23 protein-coding genes are annotated in these 24,410 nt (G+C 61.8%); 9 read left to right on the top strand and 14 right to left on the bottom strand.

The features are described 5' to 3' along the window. The first annotated feature begins 277 nt into the window (after positions 1-277). Complete coding sequence (locus QM659_RS15215) at positions 278-1,669, top strand: glycosyltransferase family 4 protein (RefSeq protein WP_415189066.1); 1,392 nt, start codon at positions 278-280, stop codon at positions 1,667-1,669. A gap of 84 nt (positions 1,670-1,753) precedes the next feature. On the opposite strand, the gene gmd is transcribed toward QM659_RS15215, so the two are convergent. Next, positions 1,754-2,821, bottom strand: coding sequence for a GDP-mannose 4,6-dehydratase (gmd, locus tag QM659_RS15210; protein WP_415189065.1), 1,068 nt, complete (start codon positions 2,819-2,821; stop codon positions 1,754-1,756). A 3-nt stretch (positions 2,822-2,824) separates the two neighbouring features. Then, complete coding sequence (locus tag QM659_RS15205; protein ID WP_415189064.1) at positions 2,825-3,775, bottom strand: GDP-L-fucose synthase family protein; 951 nt, start codon at positions 3,773-3,775, stop codon at positions 2,825-2,827. 22 nt (positions 3,776-3,797) lie between these two features. Between QM659_RS15205 and QM659_RS15200 the strand changes: the two genes are divergently transcribed. Together QM659_RS15200 and QM659_RS15195 are read left to right on the top strand one after the other, a co-directional pair. After that, on the top strand, positions 3,798-4,094 hold the full coding sequence (locus QM659_RS15200; protein ID WP_415189063.1) for a hypothetical protein: 297 nt from the start codon (positions 3,798-3,800) through the stop codon (positions 4,092-4,094). A gap of 60 nt (positions 4,095-4,154) precedes the next feature. Further along, on the top strand, positions 4,155-4,664 hold the full coding sequence (locus QM659_RS15195; protein ID WP_415189062.1) for a transcription termination/antitermination NusG family protein: 510 nt from the start codon (positions 4,155-4,157) through the stop codon (positions 4,662-4,664). Between the two features lie 363 nt (positions 4,665-5,027). Here QM659_RS15195 and QM659_RS15190 read toward each other — a convergent pair whose 3' ends face one another. Then, positions 5,028-5,987, bottom strand: coding sequence for an arginase family protein (locus QM659_RS15190; protein WP_415189061.1), 960 nt, complete (start codon positions 5,985-5,987; stop codon positions 5,028-5,030). Positions 5,988-6,401: 414 nt separating this feature from the next. Here QM659_RS15190 and QM659_RS15185 point away from each other — a divergent pair, with 414 nt between their 5' ends. Beyond that, positions 6,402-7,028, top strand: coding sequence for a DUF1013 domain-containing protein (locus tag QM659_RS15185; RefSeq protein ID WP_127076268.1), 627 nt, complete (start codon positions 6,402-6,404; stop codon positions 7,026-7,028). A gap of 225 nt (positions 7,029-7,253) precedes the next feature. Here QM659_RS15185 and mtnA read toward each other — a convergent pair whose 3' ends face one another. The 8 genes from mtnA to QM659_RS15145 all read right to left on the bottom strand — a co-directional run bounded on the left by mtnA (position 7,254) and on the right by QM659_RS15145 (position 16,049). Then, on the bottom strand, positions 7,254-8,351 hold the full coding sequence (gene mtnA / locus QM659_RS15180; protein WP_415189060.1) for an S-methyl-5-thioribose-1-phosphate isomerase: 1,098 nt from the start codon (positions 8,349-8,351) through the stop codon (positions 7,254-7,256). A gap of 237 nt (positions 8,352-8,588) precedes the next feature. After that, complete coding sequence (locus QM659_RS15175; RefSeq protein WP_127076359.1) at positions 8,589-8,771, bottom strand: DUF1192 domain-containing protein; 183 nt, start codon at positions 8,769-8,771, stop codon at positions 8,589-8,591. Between the two features lie 66 nt (positions 8,772-8,837). Beyond that, positions 8,838-10,223: a GTPase HflX gene (gene hflX / locus QM659_RS15170; RefSeq protein ID WP_415189059.1), complete on the bottom strand. Its 1,386-nt coding sequence runs from the start codon at positions 10,221-10,223 to the stop codon at positions 8,838-8,840. A gap of 6 nt (positions 10,224-10,229) precedes the next feature. Further along, positions 10,230-10,478: an RNA chaperone Hfq gene (hfq, locus tag QM659_RS15165; RefSeq protein ID WP_013418983.1), complete on the bottom strand. Its 249-nt coding sequence runs from the start codon at positions 10,476-10,478 to the stop codon at positions 10,230-10,232. 142 nt (positions 10,479-10,620) lie between these two features. Continuing rightward, positions 10,621-11,499 carry a D-amino-acid transaminase gene (locus tag QM659_RS15160; protein WP_415189058.1) on the bottom strand — a complete coding sequence of 293 codons (879 nt, stop codon included), beginning with the start codon at positions 11,497-11,499 and terminating at the stop codon, positions 10,621-10,623. A gap of 242 nt (positions 11,500-11,741) precedes the next feature. Next, the gene (locus tag QM659_RS15155; protein WP_303486178.1) at positions 11,742-13,139 is read right to left on the bottom strand and encodes a sigma-54-dependent transcriptional regulator; all 1,398 of its coding nucleotides are present in this window, start codon (positions 13,137-13,139) and stop codon (positions 11,742-11,744) included. A 20-nt stretch (positions 13,140-13,159) separates the two neighbouring features. Further along, positions 13,160-15,418, bottom strand: coding sequence for an ATP-binding protein (locus QM659_RS15150; protein WP_415189057.1), 2,259 nt, complete (start codon positions 15,416-15,418; stop codon positions 13,160-13,162). A 178-nt stretch (positions 15,419-15,596) separates the two neighbouring features. Then, positions 15,597-16,049, bottom strand: coding sequence for a hypothetical protein (locus tag QM659_RS15145; protein ID WP_415189056.1), 453 nt, complete (start codon positions 16,047-16,049; stop codon positions 15,597-15,599). 146 nt (positions 16,050-16,195) lie between these two features. On the opposite strand from QM659_RS15145, the gene lipA reads away from it, so the two are divergent. Together lipA and QM659_RS15135 are read left to right on the top strand one after the other, a co-directional pair. Then, positions 16,196-17,182, top strand: a complete 987-nt coding sequence (lipA, locus tag QM659_RS15140) for a lipoyl synthase (protein ID WP_303486172.1) — start codon at positions 16,196-16,198, stop codon at positions 17,180-17,182. Positions 17,183-17,305: 123 nt separating this feature from the next. Further along, complete coding sequence (locus QM659_RS15135; RefSeq protein WP_127076360.1) at positions 17,306-17,791, top strand: type II toxin-antitoxin system RatA family toxin; 486 nt, start codon at positions 17,306-17,308, stop codon at positions 17,789-17,791. Between the two features lie 12 nt (positions 17,792-17,803). On the opposite strand, the gene QM659_RS15130 is transcribed toward QM659_RS15135, so the two are convergent. Together QM659_RS15130 and QM659_RS15125 are read right to left on the bottom strand one after the other, a co-directional pair. Next, on the bottom strand, positions 17,804-18,118 hold the full coding sequence (locus tag QM659_RS15130) for a DMT family transporter (RefSeq protein WP_415189055.1): 315 nt from the start codon (positions 18,116-18,118) through the stop codon (positions 17,804-17,806). 44 nt (positions 18,119-18,162) lie between these two features. Continuing rightward, positions 18,163-18,666, bottom strand: a complete 504-nt coding sequence (locus QM659_RS15125; protein WP_303486169.1) for a CinA family protein — start codon at positions 18,664-18,666, stop codon at positions 18,163-18,165. Between the two features lie 197 nt (positions 18,667-18,863). On the opposite strand from QM659_RS15125, the gene QM659_RS15120 reads away from it, so the two are divergent. Further along, positions 18,864-20,192 carry a ferric reductase-like transmembrane domain-containing protein gene (locus tag QM659_RS15120; protein ID WP_415189054.1) on the top strand — a complete coding sequence of 443 codons (1,329 nt, stop codon included), beginning with the start codon at positions 18,864-18,866 and terminating at the stop codon, positions 20,190-20,192. Between the two features lie 43 nt (positions 20,193-20,235). Here QM659_RS15120 and QM659_RS15115 read toward each other — a convergent pair whose 3' ends face one another. Further along, on the bottom strand, positions 20,236-21,438 hold the full coding sequence (locus QM659_RS15115; protein WP_415189053.1) for a bifunctional 2-C-methyl-D-erythritol 4-phosphate cytidylyltransferase/2-C-methyl-D-erythritol 2,4-cyclodiphosphate synthase: 1,203 nt from the start codon (positions 21,436-21,438) through the stop codon (positions 20,236-20,238). Positions 21,439-21,669: 231 nt separating this feature from the next. Here QM659_RS15115 and QM659_RS15110 point away from each other — a divergent pair, with 231 nt between their 5' ends. Then, complete coding sequence (locus QM659_RS15110; protein WP_303487998.1) at positions 21,670-22,803, top strand: two-component system sensor histidine kinase NtrB; 1,134 nt, start codon at positions 21,670-21,672, stop codon at positions 22,801-22,803. Further along, on the top strand, positions 22,803-24,248 hold the full coding sequence (ntrC, locus tag QM659_RS15105; protein ID WP_127076278.1) for a nitrogen regulation protein NR(I): 1,446 nt from the start codon (positions 22,803-22,805) through the stop codon (positions 24,246-24,248). The genes QM659_RS15110 and ntrC overlap by 1 nt, the downstream gene beginning before the upstream one ends. Positions 24,249-24,410 lie beyond the last annotated feature (162 nt).

The raw sequence follows: 24,410 nt of genomic DNA, 5'->3' as shown, positions 1-24,410 counted from the left end.
CGATTCCGACATTTGCATCCGTTTGCAGCACGCTTGCGAGCAAATGTCGGAATCGGAATGCCCACTGGCAACTTCATGATCTGGTGGAGCTTTTGAATTTGACATTTGAGCGAGATCTCGCGGCCACCGGGACTCAAATGTCAAATTCGCTCCAACGGCCTCTCGAAATCGAGGGAAAAACGATGACCTGCCTTGTCTCCTTTCTGCGAAAGAGCCTCCCTTGAAAGTCATATTTCTCAATCGCTTTTTCTATCCCGATCATTCCGCAACGAGTCAAATGCTGTCTGATCTCGCCTTTGCGCTCGCTGTACGCGGACATGCGGTCGAAGTCATCGCCGCGAGGCTCACCTATGACGGTGTCCGCGCGCTGCCGAAAAACGAAATCGTCGGTGGCGTCACCATAAATCGCGTCTCAACGACTGCGTTCGGACGGGGAAAGCTCCTCGGGCGGACGCTCGATTACGTGACGTTCTTCGCATCGGCGAGCTTCTCCCTTCTCTGTCACGCCAGGCGCGGCGATCTCGTCGTCGTCAAGACGGACCCACCGCTTCTGGCTGTGCTTGCGGCTCCCATCGCCCGGCTCAAGGGGGCAAGACATATCAACTGGCTTCAGGACATTTTTCCGGAAGTCGCGTCCGCGCTTGGCATGGGACAAACAAGGGTCCAGCAGGGAGCGCTTTCCCTGCTCCGATGGGTTCGCGATCTCACGCTTCGATATGCCGCCGCGAACGTCGTGCTGGGTGGCCGCATGGCTGACGAGGTCCGGCGGCGCGGTGTGCGAGAGGAGCGCATCACGATCATCGCCAACTGGGCCGACGGGCGCGATATCCATCCCATCGAAAGGCAAAACAATGCCCTTCGCGAGGAATGGGGCCTGCGGGAGGCGTTTGTTGTCGGCTATTCCGGAAATCTCGGCCGCGCCCACGACCTCGAAACGATGCTGAGCGCGATCAGGATGCTCGAAGACAAGACAAGGCTTGCCCGATTGGCTCTCGTCGAAGCCAGAGAAAGCGATTGGCACGCTCAGCGTGCCTTGAGCCGAACTCGATCGAGAGCAGAAAAGTTGATTGACGACAGGCCCTTACAGCATCGCCCCGCTTCTGAATTAGGGGGCGACGCTGTAGAAGGCCCAGACAAGGGGCCGGTTCCTGATTGCGTATTCCGCTGGCTGTTCATCGGCGGGGGAGCCCAAATGGATCGCCTGAAACGAGCGGTGAAGGCGGGCGGCCACGATAGCGTGACGTTTAAGCCTTATCAGCCGCGCGAACGCCTGGCGGCAAGCCTTTCCGTGGCCGACGTTCATCTCATTTCGCTGAAGCCGGAACTCGAAGGCTTCATCGTACCCAGCAAATATTACGGGATCGCGGCGGCCGGGCGACCGGCAATTTTCATTGGCGACCCTGATGGCGAGATCGCTCGAATCATACGGCGCAGTGCGACGGGGTTCGTCGTTCGCGAGGGCGACGGAACTGGCCTGGCTGAAGCGATCCTTCTTCTCGCCGGGGATCGGGCACTGGCCGCGCGGCAAGGCGGGCGCGCCAGAAAGATGTTTGAGAGCGAGTTCGGCCTGTCGCGCGCGGTAACTGCCTGGGAGAGCCTCATCTGCAAAGTTTCCCAGGCACGAGATCCGAAACAAGCGCCCGAGATGAACGCTATCGAAAAGTCATAGTCGGCAGAGCACGACATCTGGCGTCAAAGTATATCTTGCCTTTTTATCGCATCGCGAACGGTTCGAGCTTCGGCCTTCGGACGATCAAACGTGGCGCTCGACGCGCTCACGTTCGAGAGGCACAGCTTTCATGTCCGCGGCTACCATTTCTTTCACAAGCTCATTGAAGGAAACTGCGGGACGCCATCCCAGAGCGGCGCGAGCCTTTGACGCGTCTCCGAGCAAAATATCGACCTCGGTCGGACGGAAATAGTCAGGGTCGACTTCCACCAAAGTCCGTCCGGTCTTGGCGTCCACCCCTCTCTCCTGAACCCCCTCACCTTCCCAGACAATGCGATAGTTCGCTGCCGCGAAGGCCGCCTCGGCGAACTCGCGCACCGTGTGTGTTTCGCCGGTGGCGAGCACGTAGTCGCCGGGCCGGTCCTGCTGGACCATGGCCCACATGCCCGCAACATAGTCGCGCGCATGGCCCCAATCGCGCTTCGCGTTCAGATTCCCCAGAAAAAGCCTGTCCTGCAAACCTTGCGAGATGGCCGCAACCGCGCGCGTGATCTTGCGCGTGACGAAGGTCTCGCCGCGCAAAGGGCTCTCGTGATTGAAAAGAATGCCATTCGAGGCATGCATTCCGTAGGCTTCGCGGTAGTTGACGGTGATCCAGTAGGCGTAAATCTTGGCGGCGGCGTAAGGCGAGCGCGGGTAAAAAGGCGTTGTTTCGCTCTGCGGGACTTCCGCAACCTTTCCATAAAGCTCTGAAGTCGAGGCCTGATAAAATCGAACCTTGTCTTGAAGCCGCAAGATGCGGATCGCTTCGAGAAGGCGCAACGGGCCGAGCGCATCCGCATTGGCGGTGTATTCAGGGGTTTCGAAACTGACCTGAACGTGGCTTTGCGCCGCGAGATTATAAATCTCGTCGGGCTGAACGTCTTGAACGACGCGAATGAGGTTCGTCGCGTCGGTCATGTCGCCATGGACGAGCCTGAAAAGAGGGTCGCCGATATGAGGATCTTGATAAAAGGCATCGACGCGGCCGGTGTTGAAAGAAGATGACCTGCGCTTGATGCCCCAAACGCGGTAGCCCTTCTTCAAGAGGAACTCGGTCAGATAAGCGCCGTCCTGGCCGGTAACACCAGTGATCAATGCTCGCTTTTCCATCTCCTAGACTGCCCTCAATCTTTCATAATTGTTGCAATACCAGTCGTAAGTTCTAGCGAGACCGTCGCGTAAATCGGTTTTGGCCTTCCAGCCCAATTTTGTCAGTCGGCTTACATCGAGAACCTTGCGGGTTGTTCCATCGGGATAGGAAGCGTCGAACACGAGTTCGCCCCCATAGCCGGTCGTAGACCGGATCATCTCGGCGAACGATCTGATGGTCACATCTTCGCCGGTCCCTACATTCATGGCGATGGGGCCGCTATAGTTTTTCATGAGAAAAACGCAGGCATCCGCCAAATCATCGACGAACAGAAACTCGCGACGCGGCGTGCCCGTACCCCATACCGCGACCTCGGGCAGCCCCTTGATCTTGGCGTCATGAAAACGAGACATCAGCGCAGCCGGCACATGCGCATGTTTTGGATGGAAGTTATCGTTTGGGCCGTAAAGATTTGTCGGCATCGCGGAGATGAAATCGCAGCCATATTGCTGGCGGTAGCATTCGCAAAGCTTGACGCCTGCAATTTTCGCGAGCGCATAAGGCTCGTTCGTCTGTTCGAGCGGCCCGGTAAGAAGCGCCTCCTCGGCGATAGGCTGAGTTGCATCCCTCGGATAAATGCATGATGACCCAAGAAAGAGGAGCTTCTCCACGCCATGCGCGAAGGCCGCATGGATCACGTTCAGCTCTATCATGAGGTTCTGATACAGAAAGTCCGCGCGCTGGAGATTATTGGCGAGGATTCCGCCGACTTTTGCCGCCGCCAGAAAGATCGCTTGCGGCTTGTGTTCTGCGATCCATCGTTCGACTGCCGCACTTGAGTGAAGATCGAGTTGCGCCCTGTCCGGGGTCAACAGAATGCAATCTTCGGCGGCGAGACGGCGCACGAGCGAGCTTCCCACGAGGCCGCGGTGCCCGGCCACCCACACCCGCTTCCCAGCAAGATCATAGCTCATCGACCCTCCTGAAGCGTCTGAAATGGCTTTCGTCAAATTTGACAAAGAAGCCCGTGACCAAGGGTCGACCTCTGTGCAATCCCGTTCCTATCTCCATTCAGCTATTCGATCATGCCAACAAGTTCAACTGCGCAGCATAGGAATTAACTATTTTTTGAAGGCCATCCGATCCGGCATTGCTGCGCCTCGCTCCGAGGATGTCGAATTTGCCGTCGATCTGCAAAAGCGGTTCCAGACAGGCCGACAGCCCGAGCAACCCGTTTCTGTCAGCCCGGCGGACGCAGCATGGTGGAACGGCCCGATCAAAACACACCATTGACAAAAAATATCATCCGAATAGACAGGGCATACGCTAAGATAAATAAGTAGGTGTCACGCAGTGTTGCCGGTTGAGCCTTCAAAGTGGGGCGTGCTGATGACGCATCCGCACCGCGAAAGTTATGCGATCGAAAATCTGGCCAGGCAGGCCATTTCCGTCTATTGCCCGATGATGGTGAAGCATGTCCGTCACGCGCGGCGCGCTTATGATGCGCCGCGGCCGCTTTTCCCGGGGTATGTTTTTGTCGAGCACCAGAGCGCGCTTCAATGTCTGCGACCGATCCTCGGAACCTACGGCGTGCGCTCCATCTTGCGAATTGGCGACAGACTTGCCTTGCTTCCCGGTGGTTTCGTCGAAAGTCTCAAGGCACGCGAAACCGACGGTGTCATCTCTAAACCCGAAATGCCTTTCAGGACGGGACAGACTGTAACGGTAAACGGCGGCCCGTTCGACGGCTTAGTGGGTCGGATCCTCGAATTTCGGGAACGTGATCGCATCCTCTTGCTTCTCGATCTGCTCAATCAGCAAACCAAAGTACAAATCGAGGCCAGAATGCTGCGTTCGACGTAAATGAAACGCCGTCGTCAAAGCGCGCACGGATTCCTGGAGCAAGAACGCGGCATTAGCGCGAATGGCTGCCGATGAAAACATTCCGTACTGCCTACTTCTGGTCTTCCGCATGCCGACCGAGACGACGAAATCCTGCGTTTCTTTAGGGGATTCCGGTTTCGGCAACTTCGAGCGTCGCCCCCGTCGGGAGCCGCAATGTTCCGAATGAGAAGACATCCGCTCAACTGAGCGCAATTTCACACCGTCATCGACCTGAGCGAGCCGTCAACTGACGGCAGCCGGTGAGCGTGCCGACGTTACCCTCACTCTGACCCATCGCAGTCGTGCAACGCCCGATCTGCGGCAAGACCCTGCAGGCGCGCCCTACCCCTTCAGCGCTGCCGCGAACGCAGCGAGAAGCCGCATGTTCGTTGCCTCATTCGCCGCCGCTACGGCCTCTGGCCCAAGTGCGACGCGTGGATGATCGATGATGCTCTCGCCCCATTTCCGAATGAAAGGCCACACGCCGCCCGCGTATGAGGGGGCGCTGTAATCGCCAACCACATCCGCGCCGACGATGGTGTGGCGCCCGGCAACGGCGTGGATGAGCGCGATCACGTCGCCGAGCGACAGCCTGCCCTGATCCCAGTTCGTCACCGCGTCAGGGGATGCGAGCACGTCTTTGTCGAGCGTGATGTAGACGTCCGCCGTTTCGATGCGCGACAGAAGAAGCTCGACGAAAGCAGCCACCCCGATGTCGGCGATCGACGTCCAATGGATAAGGCCGCCTTCCTGCCGGTGGCTCGGACCTGCGCCATAATCGCTACTCACCTTCGACGGCGGTTGCGTGAACGGGAAAAGCTCAAGCCGACCCTCCTTCAACGCGGTCAGATTGGCGCCCTTCCATTCCGGGTGTTGAAGGTCCTTGCTGCAAACGCCGACGGTGATGATTTTCGCCACGTTGGAAATGGCAAGCGCGCGGTTCACCCACGAACCGCAATGCATCCCGCTCGAACAGCGCACCCAGTCGGGATGATTGTCCAGATGCACGATTGTGAAGGGGCGCGACGCATCCGCCGCCGCCCGCGCGATCAGCATGGCGCTGACGTGATGAAAATCACCCGAACCGAGGAAGGCGAGAACCGGGCCACCATCGCCATGACGATGCGCGCTCTCACCGAGCTTCGCTTCAAGCCTTGCAAGGTCCGCGTCATAACCCCAAAGCCGCACGCGGGGGCCATCCGCCAAAGCGTCCACCGAAACCGCCGCGCGTTCCGCACACGCGTCAAGGAAGGCACGCTGGCCCGAGAAGGCGTTATCGAGATGAACAAGTTCCAGCCGCATTCCGAACCGCTTCCCCCTCTCGACTCAACACCGCCGCCCATAAGCGACGACCGCGCGCCGCCCGCCCCGTCGCTGCCCCTTCGAGCCCCGTCGCTTGCGCGCATGATCCAATCGCGCCCGAAGCCCGTTTGCGCCATCATGCTTTACCCCGGCTGGCGGCGCTTGCAAGGCGTCATCCCGCAAAAATGGGCGGACTCGCCGCGTCATGAGCGATTGTCGCCCCGGAAACGTACCGCAGCTGCGCGGGAAGCCTTTAATGCAGACCGCCAGCCCCGGGAAATCCAGAGTTTGCACAAAGACACACCACCGACTATATTATACGCTAACCCTTCGATTGCGGGTTCCCCCACACAATCGGAAATTGAATGCCCAGGAAGCGGAGAGGGCTCGCGCTTCCAGGACCGGAGGAAATTTATGAGCGACAAACCCCTGATGCCGAAGGCGACGGCCGTCTGGCTCGTCGAGAACACCTCGCTGACATTCGACCAGATCGCCGACTTCTGCGGATTGCACGTGCTTGAAGTGAAGGGGATCGCGGACGGCGACGTCGCGGCCGGCATTCGCGGCGCCGATCCGATCGGCGCGGGCCAGCTCAGCCGCGAGGAAATCGCCCGCGGCCAGAAAGATTCGTCCTATCGGCTCAAGCTGTCGCGGTCCAAGGTTCACATCCCGGAGATCAAGGCGAAGCGCGCACCGAAATATACACCGGTCTCGCGCCGTCACGACCGCCCGAACGCCATACTCTGGCTTCTGCGCCATCATCCCGAGTTGCGCGATACGCAGATCATGCGCCTTGTCGGCACGACGAAATCGACCATCGAAAGCATCCGCGAGCGCACGCACTGGAATTCCGCGAGCCTCCAGCCACAGGACCCCGTCGCGCTCGGCCTCTGCTCGCAGATCGATCTCGACAATGAAGTGAAGAAGGCCGCGAAGCGTGTCGAGGAGGAGCAGCCCGAAGGAGCGGTGCTCGAAACCGCGGGCGTCACCATCGCGCCGCCGTCCGAGCAGCCCTATCTCGACGTCGAGGAATGGAAGTAGCGCGGGCAGCCTGCTGGCGCCGCTTCGCGTCAATCGGATTTGCCTGCGTTAAATCGCCATCGCGTTGACGCAGACAACCTGATCGACAAACGACGCCCACAGCGTTGGCGCGTCCTGCGGCGCAATTCTTTGAAAGTCGGTTCCGGTTCTGACGCGCTTCGTCCCCTGAACCAAACCGGCCGGAGCATCATCCCCGGCCGTTTTAATGAGCTGCAAGCGAGCCGGTTACGCCGCCGGTCGCGCATAGTCCGGATAGGTCGTCGCGAGCCCCTCACGCGAGGCGGGCGAGACGCCACGCTCGGTGATGATGCCCGTGATGAGCCGCGCGGGCGTCACGTCGAAGGCGGGGTTCGCGCCGGGGCTGCCCGGCGCCGTAACCTGCACCGTCACGATGTCGCCGCTCTCTGCGCGGCCCGTCATATGCGTCAGCTCGCGCGCGTCGCGTTCCTCGATGGGGATATCGCGCACGCCGTCGAAAAGCGTCCAGTCGATGGTCGACAGCGGCAGCGCGAAATAGAACGGCACGCCGTTGTCCTTCGCCGCAAGCGCCTTGAGGTAGGTGCCGATCTTGTTCGCCGCGTCGCCCGCCGCCGTGAGGCGGTCGCAGCCCACGATGCAAAGATCCACCTGCCCGTGCTGCATGAGGTGGCCGCCCGCATTGTCCGCGATCACGGTATGCGGCACACCATGCGCGCCAAGCTCGAACGCGGTCAGCGCCGCGCCCTGATTGCGCGGGCGCGTCTCGTCCACCCACACATGCACCGGGATGCCCGCGTCGTGCGCCTGATAGATCGGCGAAAGCGCCGTGCCCCAATCGACGCAAGCGATCCAACCCGCGTTGCAATGCGTCAGCACATTCACCGGGCCGTCCTTCTTCTTCGCGATTTCCTCGATGATCGCCTTGCCGTGCGCGCCGATGCGGCGGCAGGTTTCGACGTCCTCGTCGGCGAGTTGCGCGGCCTTGGCGAAGGCGGCGGCGGCGCGCTCTGCGGGTGCGAGCGGGCGAAGGAAGGTCAGCATCTCGTTCAGCGCCCAGGCGAGGTTGACCGCCGTCGGGCGCGTGGCGGCGAGCGTCTTCGCGGCGCTTTCGAGGCCGGCGTCGGACGCATCCGCGCGGAGCGCAAGCGCGAGCCCGTAAGCCGCCGTCACGCCGATCAGCGGCGCGCCGCGCACCTGCATGATGCGAATCGCATGCGCGGCGTCTTCAAGCGTCTCTAGCCTCAGCGTCTCGAAGGCGTGCGGGAGCCGCGTCTGATCGATGATACCGACCGCGCCGTCGCTTTCCGGCCAGATCGTGCGATAATGGGTGCCGCCGATTTTCATGTCTCACTCCTGCGCCTGGGGGCGGGTGCTGCTTTCTCTGTCGCTCCACGAAAAAGCCTTTTTGCGAGCCGAACGCAACCCCTGCCGACGCATGAAGGTTGCGGCAGATGAGGCGTGACGAGGGAGCAGGCGCTGCCTGCTCGCGTCGTCAGAAAATCAGCAGCGCAACTTGGAACGTGATAGGCGAGAAGCTCAAGCTGCCAAGCTGCCTTTGCTTCCGTCAAAAGCGCGCTGCCTTCACTTCTTGAAGAAGGCGCTGGCCGCGTCGAGATGAGCCGTCTTTTTCGCTATGGTCTCTTCGGCGCGCGCGATTTCCGCTTTCAGCGTGGCGATATAGGCGCGAAGCTCGTCAACCGAGAAAGCCGCGAGATCTTTCGGCTTGGAAGACTGTTTTCTGGGTTCGAGATCCTCGATGTCCATTTCGATCTTCCCGGCAGCATTCGTTTAGGATCGTCATAAGCAATCGTGGCCGTCATTCCAGCCGCGCTAGCCGCGTGGTTGGGCGATATGAAGGTCGAGGTCGTGCTCGCGCTCCGGCGCGACGCGCACCTGAAAGAGCTGACTGCCATCCTCGCGGCCCTTTCGGTCCACCACTTCAGTGTTTTCGTAAAGCCAGTGGATGAAGGCGCCGTCGGCCTCGCCCACGATTACGTCTCGCGTGCGCAGATGCGCCTGAAGCCTGGCGCGGATCGCCGCGGCAAGCTCGGGAACGCCCTCCCCTGTCTGCGCCGAGACGAGAACAGCCGGATGCGCCGCGTTCGCGGCCCGTTTGCCGAGCGCCGCGCGCTCATCCTCGGAAAGAAGGTCTGCCTTGTTCCACACCTCGATCACGCGGGCTCCTTGCGCGGCCGCGTCGATGCCGATCTCGGCAAGCACGCGCTCGACCTCGATCTTCTGCGCCTCCGACGAGGGGCTCGCGATGTCGCGAACGTGGAGGATCAGGTCGGCTTCGAGGATTTCTTCGAGCGTGGCGTGGAACGCGACAATGAGTTGTGTCGGCAGATCCGAGATGAAGCCTACCGTATCGGACAGGATGAATGCACCGCCATCCGTGAACGACACGCGGCGCAGCGTCGGATCGAGCGTTGCGAACAGCATGTCCTTCGCAAGCACGCCCGCGCCCGAAAGCGCATTGAACAGCGTCGACTTCCCCGCATTCGTATAGCCGACGAGCGACACGATCTGCTGGTCCGTCTCCTTGCGCCGCTTGCGATGCAGCCGCCGTGTCCGCTCGGACACCGCGAGTTCGTTCCTGATGACGTCGATGCGTTCGCCGATGGCGCGCCGGTCCGCCTCGATCTGCGTCTCGCCGGGGCCGCCGAGAAAGCCGAAGCCGCCGCGCTGGCGCTCAAGATGGGTCCACGACCGGACGAGGCGGCTCTTCTGGTAGGTCAGCCGCGCAAGTTCCACCTGAAGGCGGCCTTCCTTGGAGCGGGCGCGTTCGGCGAAGATCTCAAGGATCAGCCCGGTACGGTCCAGCACCTTTGCGTTCCACGCCTTTTCAAGGTTGCGCTGCTGGATGGGCGTCAGCGGATGATCGACGATCGCCACGCTCACGCCTTCGGCTGCGATGATCGCGCCGATCTCCTCCACCTTGCCTGTGCCGAGAAGCGCCGCCGGCTTGATCTGCGCGAGCGGGACGGTCCCCGAAAAGGCGACGTCGAGACCGATGGCTGCGGTGAGCCCCACCGCTTCCTCCAGCCTCTCCTCGCTCGAAAGCGCCAGACCGGACGCGCCTTGCGGTCCGCTCTGGCTTTTCAGCACCGGCACGATGACGATAGCGCGCGTGGCACCGTCATCGCCTGCCGTCGTTCCGCCGGTGTCGCCGCCCGCGCGCTGCGCGGCCCGTTCAGTGCGTTCGAGCGTTTTCAAGGTCTGCTATCGATCCTGTACCTGATCTCCGTCCAAGAACGAGATGGGACCGCCGGGCATGATTGTCGAGATGGCGTGCTTGTAGACGAGTTGAGAATGACCGTCGCGGCGCAGGAGCACACAGAAATTGTCGAACCAGGTGACAATGCCCTGCAGTTTGACGCCGTTCACGAGGAAGATCGTCAGCGGGGTTTTGTTCTTGCGCACGTGGTTGAGAAAGGCGTCCTGAAGATTTTGCTGTTTTTCTGGAGGCATGACCTGTCCATTATTTTCTCGCGGCACTGATGGCCGCTTGCCCAATACACGCTATTTGCCCCTGTTAGCTCAGTTGTTGCTCGCGCAACCCTTCCGTGGCACCGCAACGCCGCGACGCCTATACCTCCGACAGTCTGCCGCTCTACGTTAAAAGCTGGTGTGGCTTGGAGACCTCAGCCACGCCGTGATAGGCTGCCCTCAATCCGCTTGCGATCTCGCCCGGCTTCCCGGTCCCGATCGCGACCCCGTCGATTTTCACCACCGGCATCACAAGCCCGGATGCGGATGTCTGGAAGGCTTCGCTGGCCGATTTGGCTTCCTCCACCGTAAAAGGCCGCTCTTCGTATTGGAGACCACGCGCGCGCGCTGTTTCCATCGCAACCTCTCGCGTAATCCCCCGAAGAATACCAGACTCGGCGGAGCGCGTCACGAGCTTGCCATCGGCGGTGACGATCCACGCATTGCAGGATGCGCCCTCGGTGACATAGCCCTTTTCGTCGACGAGCCATGCCTCGTAAGCCCCGGCCTCGCGCGCCGCCTGTCTGGCGAGCGACTGGGCCAGAAGACCGGTCGTCTTGATGTCGACGCGCTTCCAGCGGATGTCAGGGAGCGTGATCACCGCGACGCCGACCGCCGCTTTCGCATCGCCCGCCTTGCGCGAAAGCGAGCGCGCGAAGCAAACCACGCCGGGCGCGTCGCCGGGGCTCGGAAAGGCGAAGTCGCGCCGCGCCACGCCGCGCGTGATCTGGAGATAAACGATGCCGTTTCTCACCCGGTTGCGGCGAACCGTTTCGCGCAAGATCACGCCGAGCGAGCGCAGGCTCATCGGCTCGTCGATGCGCAATTCCGACAGCGAGCGCTGAAGCCGCGCGAGATGCCGGCGCTCATCCACGAGATCGCCGTCGAGAATCTCACACACCTCGTAAACGCCGTCCGCGAACTGAAACCCGCGATCTTCCACATGCACGCTCGCCTGCGCGTAAGGGACATATTCGCCGTTCACATAGACAACTCGCGTCATGGTCTGCCTTTCTGTCGCGAAGGCCGGGGCGATTCCGCCACGCTCGCACTTCGCCCGATTTTCTGCGCGTGCACCCGTAAAATGGGCAACGCGCACTTTTCCCCGAAAGCGCCCTCCCGCGCAAGTCTGCTTGCGGCAAGAAGCATGCAATTTTACTGCCAAGTTGTATCGAGGTTGTGAAGGAAGCGAGGCCGCCATAATCGACGCGACGAAACCTGTCGCACGAAAAGCCGCGCCTCGCCCTAGTGGCGGACTTCTCCGCCCCTTTCGTTGGAATTCACGCCGAGAGCCCGCAGCTTCCTGTGCAGCGCGGAGCGTTCCATGCCGACGAATTCCGCCGTGCGCGAGATGTTGCCGCCAAAGCGGTTGATCTGCGCCATGAGATATTCGCGTTCGAAGATTTCGCGCGCATCGCGCAGCGGGAGCGACATGAGATGTTCACCGCCCGAGCCGTTCGACGACAAGGGGACGTTGGCGCCGATATCGTCGGGCAGCATGTCCGCGGTGATGACCGCGTCCGGCTCGCCGGTGGACATGATCATGACGCGTTCGACGATGTTGCGGAGCTGGCGGACATTGCCCTGCCACTCGTGGCTTTGCAGCACGGCCATGGCATCGTCGCCGATGACGCGCGGCGGCAGGCCGGACGACGCCGCGATCTGCTTGACGAAATGGTCCACGAGTTCCGGGATATCCTCGCGCCGCTCGATCAGGGGCGCCACCTTGAGCGGCACCACGTTGAGCCGGTGGAAAAGATCCTGCCGGAAACGCCCGGCCGCCATCTCGCGCTCGAGGTCGCGGCTTGTCGAGGAAACGAGGCGCACGTCGACCGACACTTTCGGGCCGCCGCCGATGCGCTGGAATTTCTGCTCGACGAGCACGCGCAGAAGCTTGCCCTGCGTCTCGACGGGCATGTCGGCAACCTCATCGATATAGAGCGTGCCATTATGCGCTTCTTCGAGCGCGCCGACCTTGCGCACCGTCGACCCGGTTTCCTCCACGCCGAAGAATTCCATTTCCACCCGGTCGGCGGCCATGGACGCGGCATTGACGGCAACGAAAGGTCCGTTCGCGCGGTTGGAACTGGCGTGCAGATAGCGCGCGGCGAGTTCCTTGCCAGAGCCCTGCGGTCCGGTGATCATCACGCGGCTGTTCGTCGGCGCGACCTTCTGAATGGCCTGCCTCAGGTGATTCATGGCTGCCGATTTGCCGATCAGGTCGGAGCTGTAATAGCTTTTTTCCTTCAACTCGCGGTTCTCGCGGCGCAGCTTCGACGCTTCGAGAGCGCGGGCCGTGACGAGCACGAGGCGGTCCGCCTTGAACGGCTTCTCGATATACTCGTAAGCGCCGCGCTTGATGGCGGTGACGGCGGTTTCGATGTTGCCGTGACCGGAGATGATGACCACGGGAAGTTCGGGGTGGTTCTTCTTCACCCGCGCGAGCACTTCAAGCCCGTCGAGCTTCGACCCTTGCAACCAGATATCGAGAATGACGAGCGATGGGCGGCGTTCCTCGATGGAGCGCAACGCTTCGTCGCTGTCTTTGGCGAGCCTCGTCTTGTGGCCCTCATCTTCGAGGATGCCAGACACGAGTTCCCGGATATCGGCTTCGTCGTCGACGATCAGAATGTCTGACGCCATGGCTTGCTCCCTCTTTCCACTCAGCTTTGCGAATGGCTGTCGGCGAGCATCAGCTCCGCCTTGCCGTTCGGCCTCGCCTCGTCCTTTTCGGTTCGTTCCACCCCGTGCGACACGGGGATCGTCATGCTTATCCGCGCGCCGTGGTCGCAGTCTTCGGTAGCCGGAGCATCGGCGAGTTCGAGAACGCCGCCATGCTGCTCCGTAATTCTCTGCACGATCGCGAGGCCGAGCCCCGTCCCCTTCTGCCGGGTCGTCACATAGGGCTCGACGAGCCTGTGGCGGTTCTCTTTCGGGAGCCCCACGCCTGTATCGACGACCTCGATGACGAAGCGATGATCGAGCAGCCTCAGCTTCGTCATCACGCGCCCCTTCCCGCTTTCGGGATTCGCCGCGCGATACGCTTCCACTGCTTCGCTCGCGTTCTTCACGAGATTGGTGACAGCCTGGGTAAGAAGCCGCCTGTCGCACAGCGCCACAAGCTTCTCCTTCGGCATGTCGAGCTTGTACTCGATGTCGGAGCGGCTCATCTGGAACAGAATCACCGCCTCGCGCACAACTTCGCGGATATCCTGCTCCTCGAAGACTGCCTGAGGCATGCGCGCGAAAGACGAGAATTCATCGACCATGCGGCCGATATCGCCGACGTGGCGGATGATGGTTTCCGTGCACTTGTCGAAGATTTCGCGGTCCTGCGTGATCGACGCGCCGTATTTGCGGCGGATGCGCTCGGCGGAAAGCTGGATCGGCGTCAGCGGATTCTTGATCTCGTGCGCGATGCGGCGCGCGACGTCGGCCCAGGCGGAGGTTCGCTGGGCGACCGTCAATTCGGTCACGTCGTCGAAGGTGAGAACGACGCCGAAATCGGCCTGATCGTCTTTCTCCCGCGTCACCTGAACGGCGAAATTCCGCTCCCCCGTCTCGCGAACGATGGTGATCTGCCCGTGCACCGGCTTCGTCCGCGACTGGCGGCGCCCTTTCTCGATCACCTCGCCGAACTCCGGCACGGCCTCCACCAGCGGCTTGCCGATGATTTCGGCGTCATCCGAAAGAGCCAGAAGTTCGAGGCCGGAGCGGTTTATGAGTTTGATGCAGCCCGCCGGATCGACGCCGATCACACCGGCGGTCACGCCGGAAAGCACCGCCTCGATGAAGCGGCGCCGCTCGTCGAGTTCGGAATTCGCGTTCATGATGTCGTCGCGCTGCGTCTTGAGATCGACGGTCATCTGCTTGAAGGTCTGGCCGAGCCGACCGATGTCGTCGCGCGCGAAGCCGTCCTCGAACTGAACGTTGAGATTTCCCTGGCTCACTTCCTGCGCCGCGCCGATGAGTTTCCTGATCGGCATCACGAGCCGATTCGCGAAGACGAGGCCCGTCCAGATCGCCGACGTGAGCAGCGTCACGGCAAGAAGGACGTACATGATCGCGAACACGAACTGATATTGGCCGCGCGCCATTTCCAGCTTCTGGAAATAGAAGATATTTTGCTGCGTGCGCTGGAGAAGGCGGAATACGTTCGGGTTCACCGGCCGCACCGCATAGATGAAGGCGTCCTCGAAGCCGTTCAGCTTCTTGATCGCCGCGACGCCGTTCGCCAGATCCCACGAAAGCGGCACGATACGACCTTCCGCAGCCCGTGCGATGTCGGCGGGAGGCGGAGCCTTGTAACGTGGACCATCAGTCGACGAGGCGGCGAGCAATTGTCCCTTTGAATCGATGATGAAGGCCGCTGGCAAGGCGCGCAGCGACACGGCGGACGAGAAAAGCCGCTCGAAAGCCGACTTGTTATCGGTGAAGAGCGCAGCCCCGATCTCGACCTCGCGCGCCACGTCCACAAGGTCGGAGCGGATCACCTGCCCGCTTTCCTGCAAATATGACTGCGCGACCTCGACCGTATTGTTGACGATGCTCTTGACGCGCGTTGAGAAGAAAGTGTCGAAGGTGCGATCGATGGAAACGGTGGCGAAGATCGCAAGCAGTACCGCCGGGAACAGAGCCACAAAGCTGAAAACCGCTGCGATGCGGAAGTGAAGCCCCGCGCCCGCCTGTCGTTTGCGCGCCTTCAGAAGCTGGGCGACCTGATAACCGATAATGCCGATGATGAAGATGACAAAGGCGGCATTGATGCCGAGCGTCGTCAACACCACCTCGCTCGTCGGGTAGACCGAGGTCAGGCCGTTGAGGATGAGGAAGGTCGCGACGGAGGAGGTGATGGCCGCGACGACGACGCCGAGCGATAGCCAGAAACGCAGTGCCTTGCCGAAAAGACGTGCACTTGCCACGCTTGCGAGCAGCACCCGCACCCGCGAAAACCCTGCATTCAAATGCGCCGGAATGCCTGCCGCCACGTGCTTTTGCCGCCCTGTTGCTGTGACGCATCGGTGCAGTCCGAGTTTGTGGAAATTGTGGCATATGCATCACATTTTTATGTGACGTGGTGTGGCCTGTGGGTTTCTCCCATTAATGGGAGTCTGGCGCCGAAGGGCGATGTTGGACGGTTTTCGCGTTCTCCCAATCGCCGCCATCATCCCGCGTGAAAACGACCCTGTATTGCTTTGTCATCGTCTTTTTCAAAGGGCCTAAAGAGAATTCCACGTTTTGTTCCAGAATAAAATTTACAACAAGCAAATCAAACCCTTTTTCGCGCAACTCCTTGCGAAACTTTTTCGTAAAAAATTTTTCTGCAAAACGATCCATGTCTTCATGTCTAGTTGCCGGGTCCACCTTGAAAATTGCGGTAATCCCGTGGTAATTCTTTCTTATCCCATGTTTGGATTCCATATTCAGCATGATGGGATGACTCCCCCACATCTCGATATGCTCGATTCCATTGGCCGATACGCCCACTCCAAATAAGCATGTTGCAAGAACACACGCCAAAACCACCTTCCGTATACGATTTGCAACTCGCATCGCGACCACCAACCTATATTCTTTAGTGCTTCGGGTTCCAGAAAACGTCGTTGATGCATTCCCCCTGCTTTTCCATGTATAGATTGGGGCTCAATCCGACGACAGCAGTTCCGCTCAGTTCGCGCCCAATTTTAGGTTCGCTAAGCATGGCAACACTCCTGGACAACCGCGAAGGCAGGCAGTCCGGCGCCCCGCGCCATCCCGAAAAGGCGCATCGGCCCGACACGCCCGTGCTTCGCAAGCCCGCGTGGATCCGCGTGAAGGCGCCCGGCTCGGCGGGGTATGCGGGCACCGCGTCCATCGTGCGCGGCAACAGGCTTCACACCGTCTGCGAGGAAGCAGGCTGCCCCAACATCGGCGAGTGCTGGGAAAAGAAGCACGCGACCATGATGATCATGGGCGACACCTGCACACGCGCCTGCGCCTTCTGCAACGTGAAGACCGGCATCCCCGGCGCGCTCGATGCCGCGGAGCCGGAGAATGTGGCGCGCGCGGTCGCGACGCTCGGCCTCAATCATGTGGTCGTGACCTCCGTCGACCGCGACGATCTCGAAGACGGCGGAGCGGCACATTTCGCCGCCACGATCCGCGCCATCCGCGCGGCGGCGCCCGCCACCACCATCGAGGTTCTCACGCCCGATTTCCTCAAGAAGGGCGACCGACCACTCGAAACCGTCATCGAAGCGAAGCCCGACGTCTTCAACCACAATCTCGAAACCGTGCCCGGCCTCTATCTCGCCATCCGGCCCGGCGCGCGCTACTTCCACTCGCTGCGCCTTCTCCAGCGCGCGAAGGAACTGGATCCGACGGTGTTCACGAAGTCCGGGATCATGGTCGGGCTCGGCGAGAAACGAAACGAAGTGCTCCAGCTCATGGACGATCTGCGCTCGGCCGACGTGGATTTCCTCACCATCGGCCAATATCTCCAGCCGACTCGCAAGCACGCGGCCGTGGACCGCTTCGTGGAACCCGCCGAGTTCGACAGCTACAAGGCGCACGCCTATGCGAAAGGCTTTCTCATGGTGGCTTCGTCGCCGCTCACACGCTCGTCGTATCTTGCGGGCGACGATTTCGCGAAGCTGAAGGCCGCGCGACTTGCGAAGACGGCCAACGGCGTCGTAAGCACCCGGTAGGAGGACGCCGAGAGCTGCGGCGAAATACCCTCTCGCCATGGAGGCGCGCGCGCCTCATCCCATGTCATACTTGTAGCAGGCCGAATGGAACGCCCCGGCCTCTCACTCAAGCTTGAGCCGCTGATGCCCAATTTCGAAACGACCCATCGCGTCCATCATTCCGCCGACAACATGTTCGCCCTTGTCGCGGACGTGGAGAGCTATCCGAAGTTCCTGCCGCTGTGTTCGGCGCTCCGCATCGAGAAGCGCATTGCGGATGAGGACGGCGAAACGCTCATCGCGCGCATGACCGCGTCGTACAAGCTCTTCAGCGAGAGCTTCACCACGAAGGTGCGGCTCAGGCCGGAGAAGCATCTGATCATGGTCGATTATCTCGACGGCCCGTTCCGCAAGCTCGAAAACCGCTGGACATTCTTCCCTTCGGGCGAGTCCGCCTGCCGCATCCATTTCTGGCTTGACTATGAGTTCCGATCGCTGCCGCTGCAAATGCTGATGGGCTCGGTGTTCGACAAGGCTTTCCGCAAGTTCTCGACCGCATTCGAGGACCGCGCGGACCAGATCTACCGCACGCCCGCGCAGGCGGAACGGCCCGCGTCCGCCACGGGGTAGCGGCGGAGCCTGCTAATCCGAAAGCCTCATGAGAACGAGCCCGGCAACGATCAGGCAGGCGGCGATGACGCGCGCCGGCGTGACGGCCTCGCCCAGAAACGCCACGCCGACCGCGAACGCGCCGACCGCTCCAATGCCCGTCCATACCGTATAAGCCGTTCCAAGCGGAAGGCTGCGCATGGCAAAGGATAGAAGGGCGAAACTCGCGGTCATCGTGACTACGGTTATCGCCGTGGGTATCGCCCGCGTGAAACCGTCTGATTGCTTCATCGCATAAGCCCACACGATCTCCAGCAAACCCGCGATGACGAGAACTCCCCAGGCCATGCTTCCCTCATCCCTCCTCGTCTCGTGAATGCTTCGGGGCGTTGTCAGTCGAGGGCGGCGGCTTCGATCAGGAGTGCGAGCGCCGTCTCGACCGAGCGCGCGCGCACCTCGTCGCGGCCGATGTCGCCGAAGCGTTCCTCGCGATGAAGGAGGCGCACGCCGTTCCCCGTCGTCCGCGCCGCCGCGAAATGCACGAGACCCACGGGCTTCTCCGCGCTGCCACCGTCCGGCCCGGCTACACCCGTTATGGCCACGGAAACGCCCGCGTGCGAGCGGGTGAGCGCCCCCGTCGCCATGGCGAGCGCCACCTCGCGCGAGACCGCTCCGTGTTCCGCGATCAGCGCCGGATCGACGCCGAGCATATCGGCCTTCGCCTCGTTGGAGTAGGTGACGAAGCCCCTGTCGAACGCGCTCGACGAGCCGGGCACCGAGGTCAACGCCGACGCGACAAGGCCGCCGGTGCACGATTCCGCCGTCGCGATGAAAAGCTGCTTCTCGCGCGCCTTCGCCAGCGTCTCTCGCGCGAGCCTTTGCATGCGCTCTCCCATCGCAATCTCCTTCGACGCCCGCCGAACGGCCGCCTCCCGACGACAGCACGCCATTCAAACTGACAGTTCGCTGACATCCCGCAACAGGGCGAGGTCACACCCCTTCAGCCATAACGGATCAGCCGACACGCATACGCCGCAGGGATACTGCCTCGCGCGTGTCTAATCGTCGAGACTAGCACACAAAGGGAAACTCAATGTCGCGAACCAACCGCTGGATCGGCGGCTCCATCCTGTTTGGCGTCCTCATATACGCCATGGCGCCCAACGCGTTCGCCGCGATCAGCGATCCCGGTTTCTGGAACTGGCGGCGCGATATCGTGCTCTTTTCCGGCACTATATCGTTCGTCTTGATGACGCTCGTGGTCCTCATCTCTACACGAAACCCGATGCTCGAGCGCCTCACGGGCGGTCTCGACAAAGGCTATGTCATCCACAAATGGGCGGGCATCTGGGCGGTGAGCACAGGCGCGCTCCATTGGCTCGTCGAGAAGACGCCGAAATGGACCTATAGCCTTGGCATCTGGCCGGAAAAGGTGAAAGGCGCGCGCGCGGCGGTGCCCGATTGGCAGGTTGCGCTCTGGAAGTCGGGCAACGTCGCGGCGGAATACACGATATACGCGGCGATCATTCTGACCATCATCGCGCTTATCAATCGGATCCCCTATCGCTACTTTCGCTTTACGCACAAGGCCTTCGCATTTTCCTATCTCGTATTTGCCTGGCACTCGGCAACCATCATGCTGAAGCCCGACTGGTTTGCGACCCCGTCAGGATACATCGTGCTTGCTCTTGCCGTGGTTGGGTCCATTGCCGTTTTGCAGGGTCTGTTCGGATATATCGGCTTGTCACGGCGCGCGGAGGCTGTCGTGACCGCGTTTCGCGACCATGGCGGTATCCTCGACATCCGGCTTGCTGCAACGGGCGGCTATGCCATGGCGCACAATCCCGGGCAGTTCGCATTCCTGCGTTTCGACCACGACGCGGAGCCGCATCCCTTTTCCTTCGCGTCATCCGGCAAGGACGCGAAACAGTTTCGTTTCGGCATCAAGGCGCTTGGCGATTACACCACGAAGCTGGCCGAAAGCATCAGCGTTGGGCAGCGGGTGAAGCTGGAAGGCCCGTATGGCGGCTTCCATTTCGACCACCCCACGAGCAGGCAGGTCTGGATCGCAGGCGGCATCGGCATTACGCCCTTCCTCGCGCGGCTTGAGCACCTGGCCGCGAATGGCGGCACCGACAGGCCGGTTGATCTGTGGTATTGCGCCGCCACCGTGGAAAGCGCGAAGTGGCCCACGGATCTTGCTTCGCTTTGCGAGGAAGCCGGTGTGACGCTTCACGTCATGGTCGCGGAGCGGCAGGAGTTTCTGTCAGCGCAAAGCGTCCAGGAAACGACGGGCACCATCGAAGACGTGAGCGTGCTGTTCTGCGGCCCGCATGGGTTCGCGCGCGCCATTCTCGGCGGCCTCAAGACGCGAGGCTTCGACGAAAACAACTTCCATTACGACGCATTTGGCATGCGCTAGGCGGAAGGCCGCACTTCGCTCCGGCGAAGGGCGGCGTTTTTCGTCAGCGCGCGGCGAACACAACAGTCGCGGAGGCGAGCGCGGCGATGCCCTCGCGGCGGCCGGTGAAGCCGAGTTGCTCGCTGGTCGTCGCCTTGACGCTCACGCGCTCGATCTCGACGCCGAGGATTTCCGCCATGCGCGCGCGCATGGCATCGCGATGCGGGCCGACCTTCGGCCGCTCGCAGATGAGCGTCACGTCGGCGTTGGTGATGCGCCCGCCCTTCTCGCCCACGAGAGCGACGGCGTGCTTCAAAAACACGGTCGAGTCCATCGCGCGCCATTGCGGGTCCGACGGCGGAAAGTGATCGCCGATGTCGCCCGCGCCGATGGTTCCGTAGAGCGCGTCGGTGAGCGCGTGCAGACCGGCATCGCCGTCCGAATGCGCCTTCAGCCCCTTGTCGTGCGGGATCCTTACGCCGCACAGCGTAACGTGATCGCCTTCCTCGAAGGCATGCACGTCGAAGCCCGAGCCGACGCGCACATCCGGCAGTGCCACTCCGCCGCTCGCGATCATATCCGCCATCGCCAAATCCTCCGCAGTCGTGATCTTCATGTTTTCAGACGTGTTCGAGACGAGCGCAACCGAGAGGCCATGCCATTCCGCAATCGAAGCGTCGTCGGTGAAATCGGTGCGCGCGCCCGCCGCGCGATGAGCGGCAACGATCTTCTCGTATATGAAAGTCTGTGGCGTCTGTGCGCGCCAGAGCCCTGCCCTGTCCACGGTGCCGGCGCTGCGACCGCCTTCGCCGCGTTTGAGCGTGTCGGTGACTGGCGCCGCCGCGATCGCGCCATCGCTCGCGCCGAGTGCAGCAATCGTGTCGGATATGCAACGCGCTGAAATGAACGGGCGCGCGGCATCATGGATCAAGACCGCGTATGGCGCTCGTGCTTCGAGCGCATCGAGCCCCGCCTTCACGGAAAGCTGCCGCGTAGCGCCCCCGGGGACAGGCTTCAGCAGCTTGTCGGTATCGAGCCCCGCCACGGCCTCCGCGTAAAGCGCTTCGTCGCCTGCACGGATTACGACAACGACGGCCGCGATCTCCGGATGGGAGAGGAAGGCTTCAAGCGTCCGCCTCAGGATCGGCTTGCCGCCGCCGAAGCAATATTGCTTCGGCCGCCCCTGTTTCTGCCCCGCGCGGACGCCGCTTCCCGCAGCCACGATAAGGGCCGCATTGACGGGTGTGTGTTGGTCTTTTTCTTGCATATTTGAACGAACCAAAAAGGAGGGAACGCGCAGAAACCTTATAAGCTGCCTCTAGAACCGCCAAGGGCTTTCGCCAGCCTTGAGATTTGCCTGCTGACACGGGGGCCGAATTTGCTACAATGCCTAGAACTTAGTCGATCTGCATTTCTGCCCAGCATTTGGGCAGGGAGAAATGCGGCCTTGGCTAGCCTGCCACATTTGTCATCGGACAAGGCTCCCTTGCTGAAATCTATGGCTCCCCGCGACAAGACCAAGAAGGCCCCCGACGCTGCCAAACCGCTCGATTTCAAGGCGCTGGTGCAGGGTCTGCCCCATGTCGTGGTCGTTGTCGATGCCTCAAATCGCATCGTGTTCGCAAACTTCGCCGCCGAGAATTTTTTCGGCCTCGGCGAAGCATTGCTGAAAAAGCGCGCATTGCCCGCGCTGGTGGCATTCGCCAACCCCTTGACAGCGCTCGCCGATCAGGTGCGCAGCACACGCGGCGCCGTGAACGAATACGAACTCGACCTTGCTATGCCGGACCGGCCCGCGCGCGCGGTCGATGTGTTCGCCTCGCTTCTGAACGAGCAGGAAGATTACGTGCTCCTGATGCTTCAGCAGCGGAACATGGCCGCGATGATCGAGCGGCAACTGACCCATCGCGGCGCCGCGCGTTCCGTGTCCGCCATGGCCGCTGTCCTCGCGCACGAAATCAAGAACCCGCTGTCGGGTATTCGCGGCGCGGCCCAGCTCCTCGAAGCGGGCGCGTCGGAGGAAGACCAGCCGCTCGCCCAGCTCATCACCGAGGAGACCGACCGCATCCGCGATCTCGTCGACCGCATGGAAGTGTTCGGCGACGAACGCCCCGTGAGCAAGGACGCCGTCAACATCCATTCGGTGCTCGATCACGTGAAACGCATCGCGCGCGCCGGCTTCGCGCGGCATATCACCATCCAGCAGAGCTTCGACCCGAGTCTGCCGGCCGTGCCCGGCAACCGCGACAAGCTCATCCAGGCTTTGCTCAACCTCGTGAAGAACAGCGCGGAAGCCATCGGCGACAAGAACGACGGCGTCATCACGCTGTCCACCGCCTTCCGTCCGGGGCTGTCGCTGCGTCTGCCGAACTCCGATTCGAGCATGAAACTCCCGCTCGAAATCTGCGTGTCGGATAATGGCTCGGGCGTACCGGAGGATGTGAAACCGCACCTGTTCGAGCCTTTCGTGACAACGAAGGCGAAGGGCGCTGGATTGGGCCTTGCACTCGTCGCGAAAATCGTCGGCGACCATGGCGGAGTGATCGAATGCGAATCGAGAAGCCGGCTGACCACCTTCCGTATGCTTCTTCCGATGTATCAGCCATCAGCGCGAAAGACCGGAGCGAATTGATGGGGCGCGGAAACGTACTCATTGCCGACGACGACGCCGCCATCCGCACCGTCGTCAATCAGGCGCTTGCCCGCGCCGGCTACAGCGCGCGAGCGACGAGCAACGCGGCCACGCTTTGGAACTGGGTCGCGCAGGGCGACGGCGACGTCATCATCACCGACGTCATCATGCCGGACGAGAACGCTTTCGACCTTATCCCGCGCATCAAGCGGATCCGTCCGGAACTGCCGATCATCGTGATGAGCGCGCAGAACACGTTCATGACGGCGATAACGGCGGCCGAGCGCGGCGCCTATGAATATTTGCCGAAGCCCTTCGATCTGAAGGAACTCGTCGCCGTCGTCGGCCGCGCGCTGCGCGAGCCGAAGGTGGCGAAATCATCGATGCAGGCCGACGCCGAGAGCGAGAACCTGCCGCTCATCGGCCGCTCGCCGTCGATGCAGGACGTTTACCGCGTCATGGCGCGGCTCATGCACACCGACCTCACCGTTCTGATCACGGGCGAAAGCGGCACCGGCAAGGAACTCGTCGCCCGCGCGCTCCACGATTACGGCCAGCGCCGCAAGGGGCCGTTCATCGCCATCAACATGGCGGCCATTCCGCGCGAACTGATCGAAAGCGAATTGTTCGGCCACGAGAAGGGCGCGTTCACGGGGGCGGCGCAGCGCTCGGTCGGCCGCTTCGAGCAGGCAGACGGCGGCACGCTGTTCCTCGACGAAATCGGCGACATGCCGATGGAGGCGCAGACGCGGCTGCTCCGCGTGCTTCAGGAAGGCGAATACATGACGGTCGGCGGCCGCGTGCCGATCAAGACCGACGTGCGCATCATCGCGGCCACGAACAAGAGCCTCGAAAACCAGATCGCGCTGGGCCTGTTCCGCGAAGACCTGTACTACCGTCTCAACGTGGTGCCGCTGCGCATGCCGCCCTTGCGCGAGCGCCTTGAGGACGTGCCGGACCTCGTTCGCCATTTCCTGAAGCTCGCCGAGAAGAGCGGCCTGCCGTCCAAGACACTCACGCAGGAAGCGTTCGACAGGCTCAAGCGCCACACCTGGCCCGGCAATGTGCGCGAACTCGAAAACCTCGTGCGGCGGCTTTCCGCGCTGTATTCGCAGGAATTGATCTCCGCCGACATCGTGGACAACGAACTTTCCGCCCATTCGAGCCCGCCACCGATGGACACGCCCCAATCCGGCAAGGCGAAGCTCAACGAGTGGATGGAGGCGTATCTGTCGGATTATTTCGGCGGCTTCGGCGACCAGCTCCCGCCGCCCGGCCTCTACGACCGCGTGCTGCGCGATGTGGAAGCGCCCCTTATCACGGCGGCGCTGACGGCCACGCGCGGCAACCAGATCAAGGCCGCCGAACTTCTCGGCCTCAACCGCAACACGCTGCGGAAAAAGGTCCGCGAACAGAAGATCCGTGTGGTGCGCAGCCCGGCTTGAGGACGGCGCCTCCTCTGACCGGCGCCCTCGCCTCAGCGCGGCGTCTGCGCTCTAAGGATTGTAACGCAGCGACTTCGCCATGCGGCCGATCAGCGGATCGTACTCGTCCTTGAGCCGCGCGGGATAGGTGATCTGAAGGTTGAGGATCAGGTCGTCGTCGCG

The sequence above is a fragment of the Rhodomicrobium sp. genome (assembly GCF_047605405.1).
GTDB classification, from domain to species: Bacteria; Pseudomonadota; Alphaproteobacteria; order Rhizobiales; family Rhodomicrobiaceae; genus Rhodomicrobium; species Rhodomicrobium lacus.
Note: the sequence above shows the minus strand (reverse complement) of the source record. Positions and strands in the feature narration are given on the sequence as shown.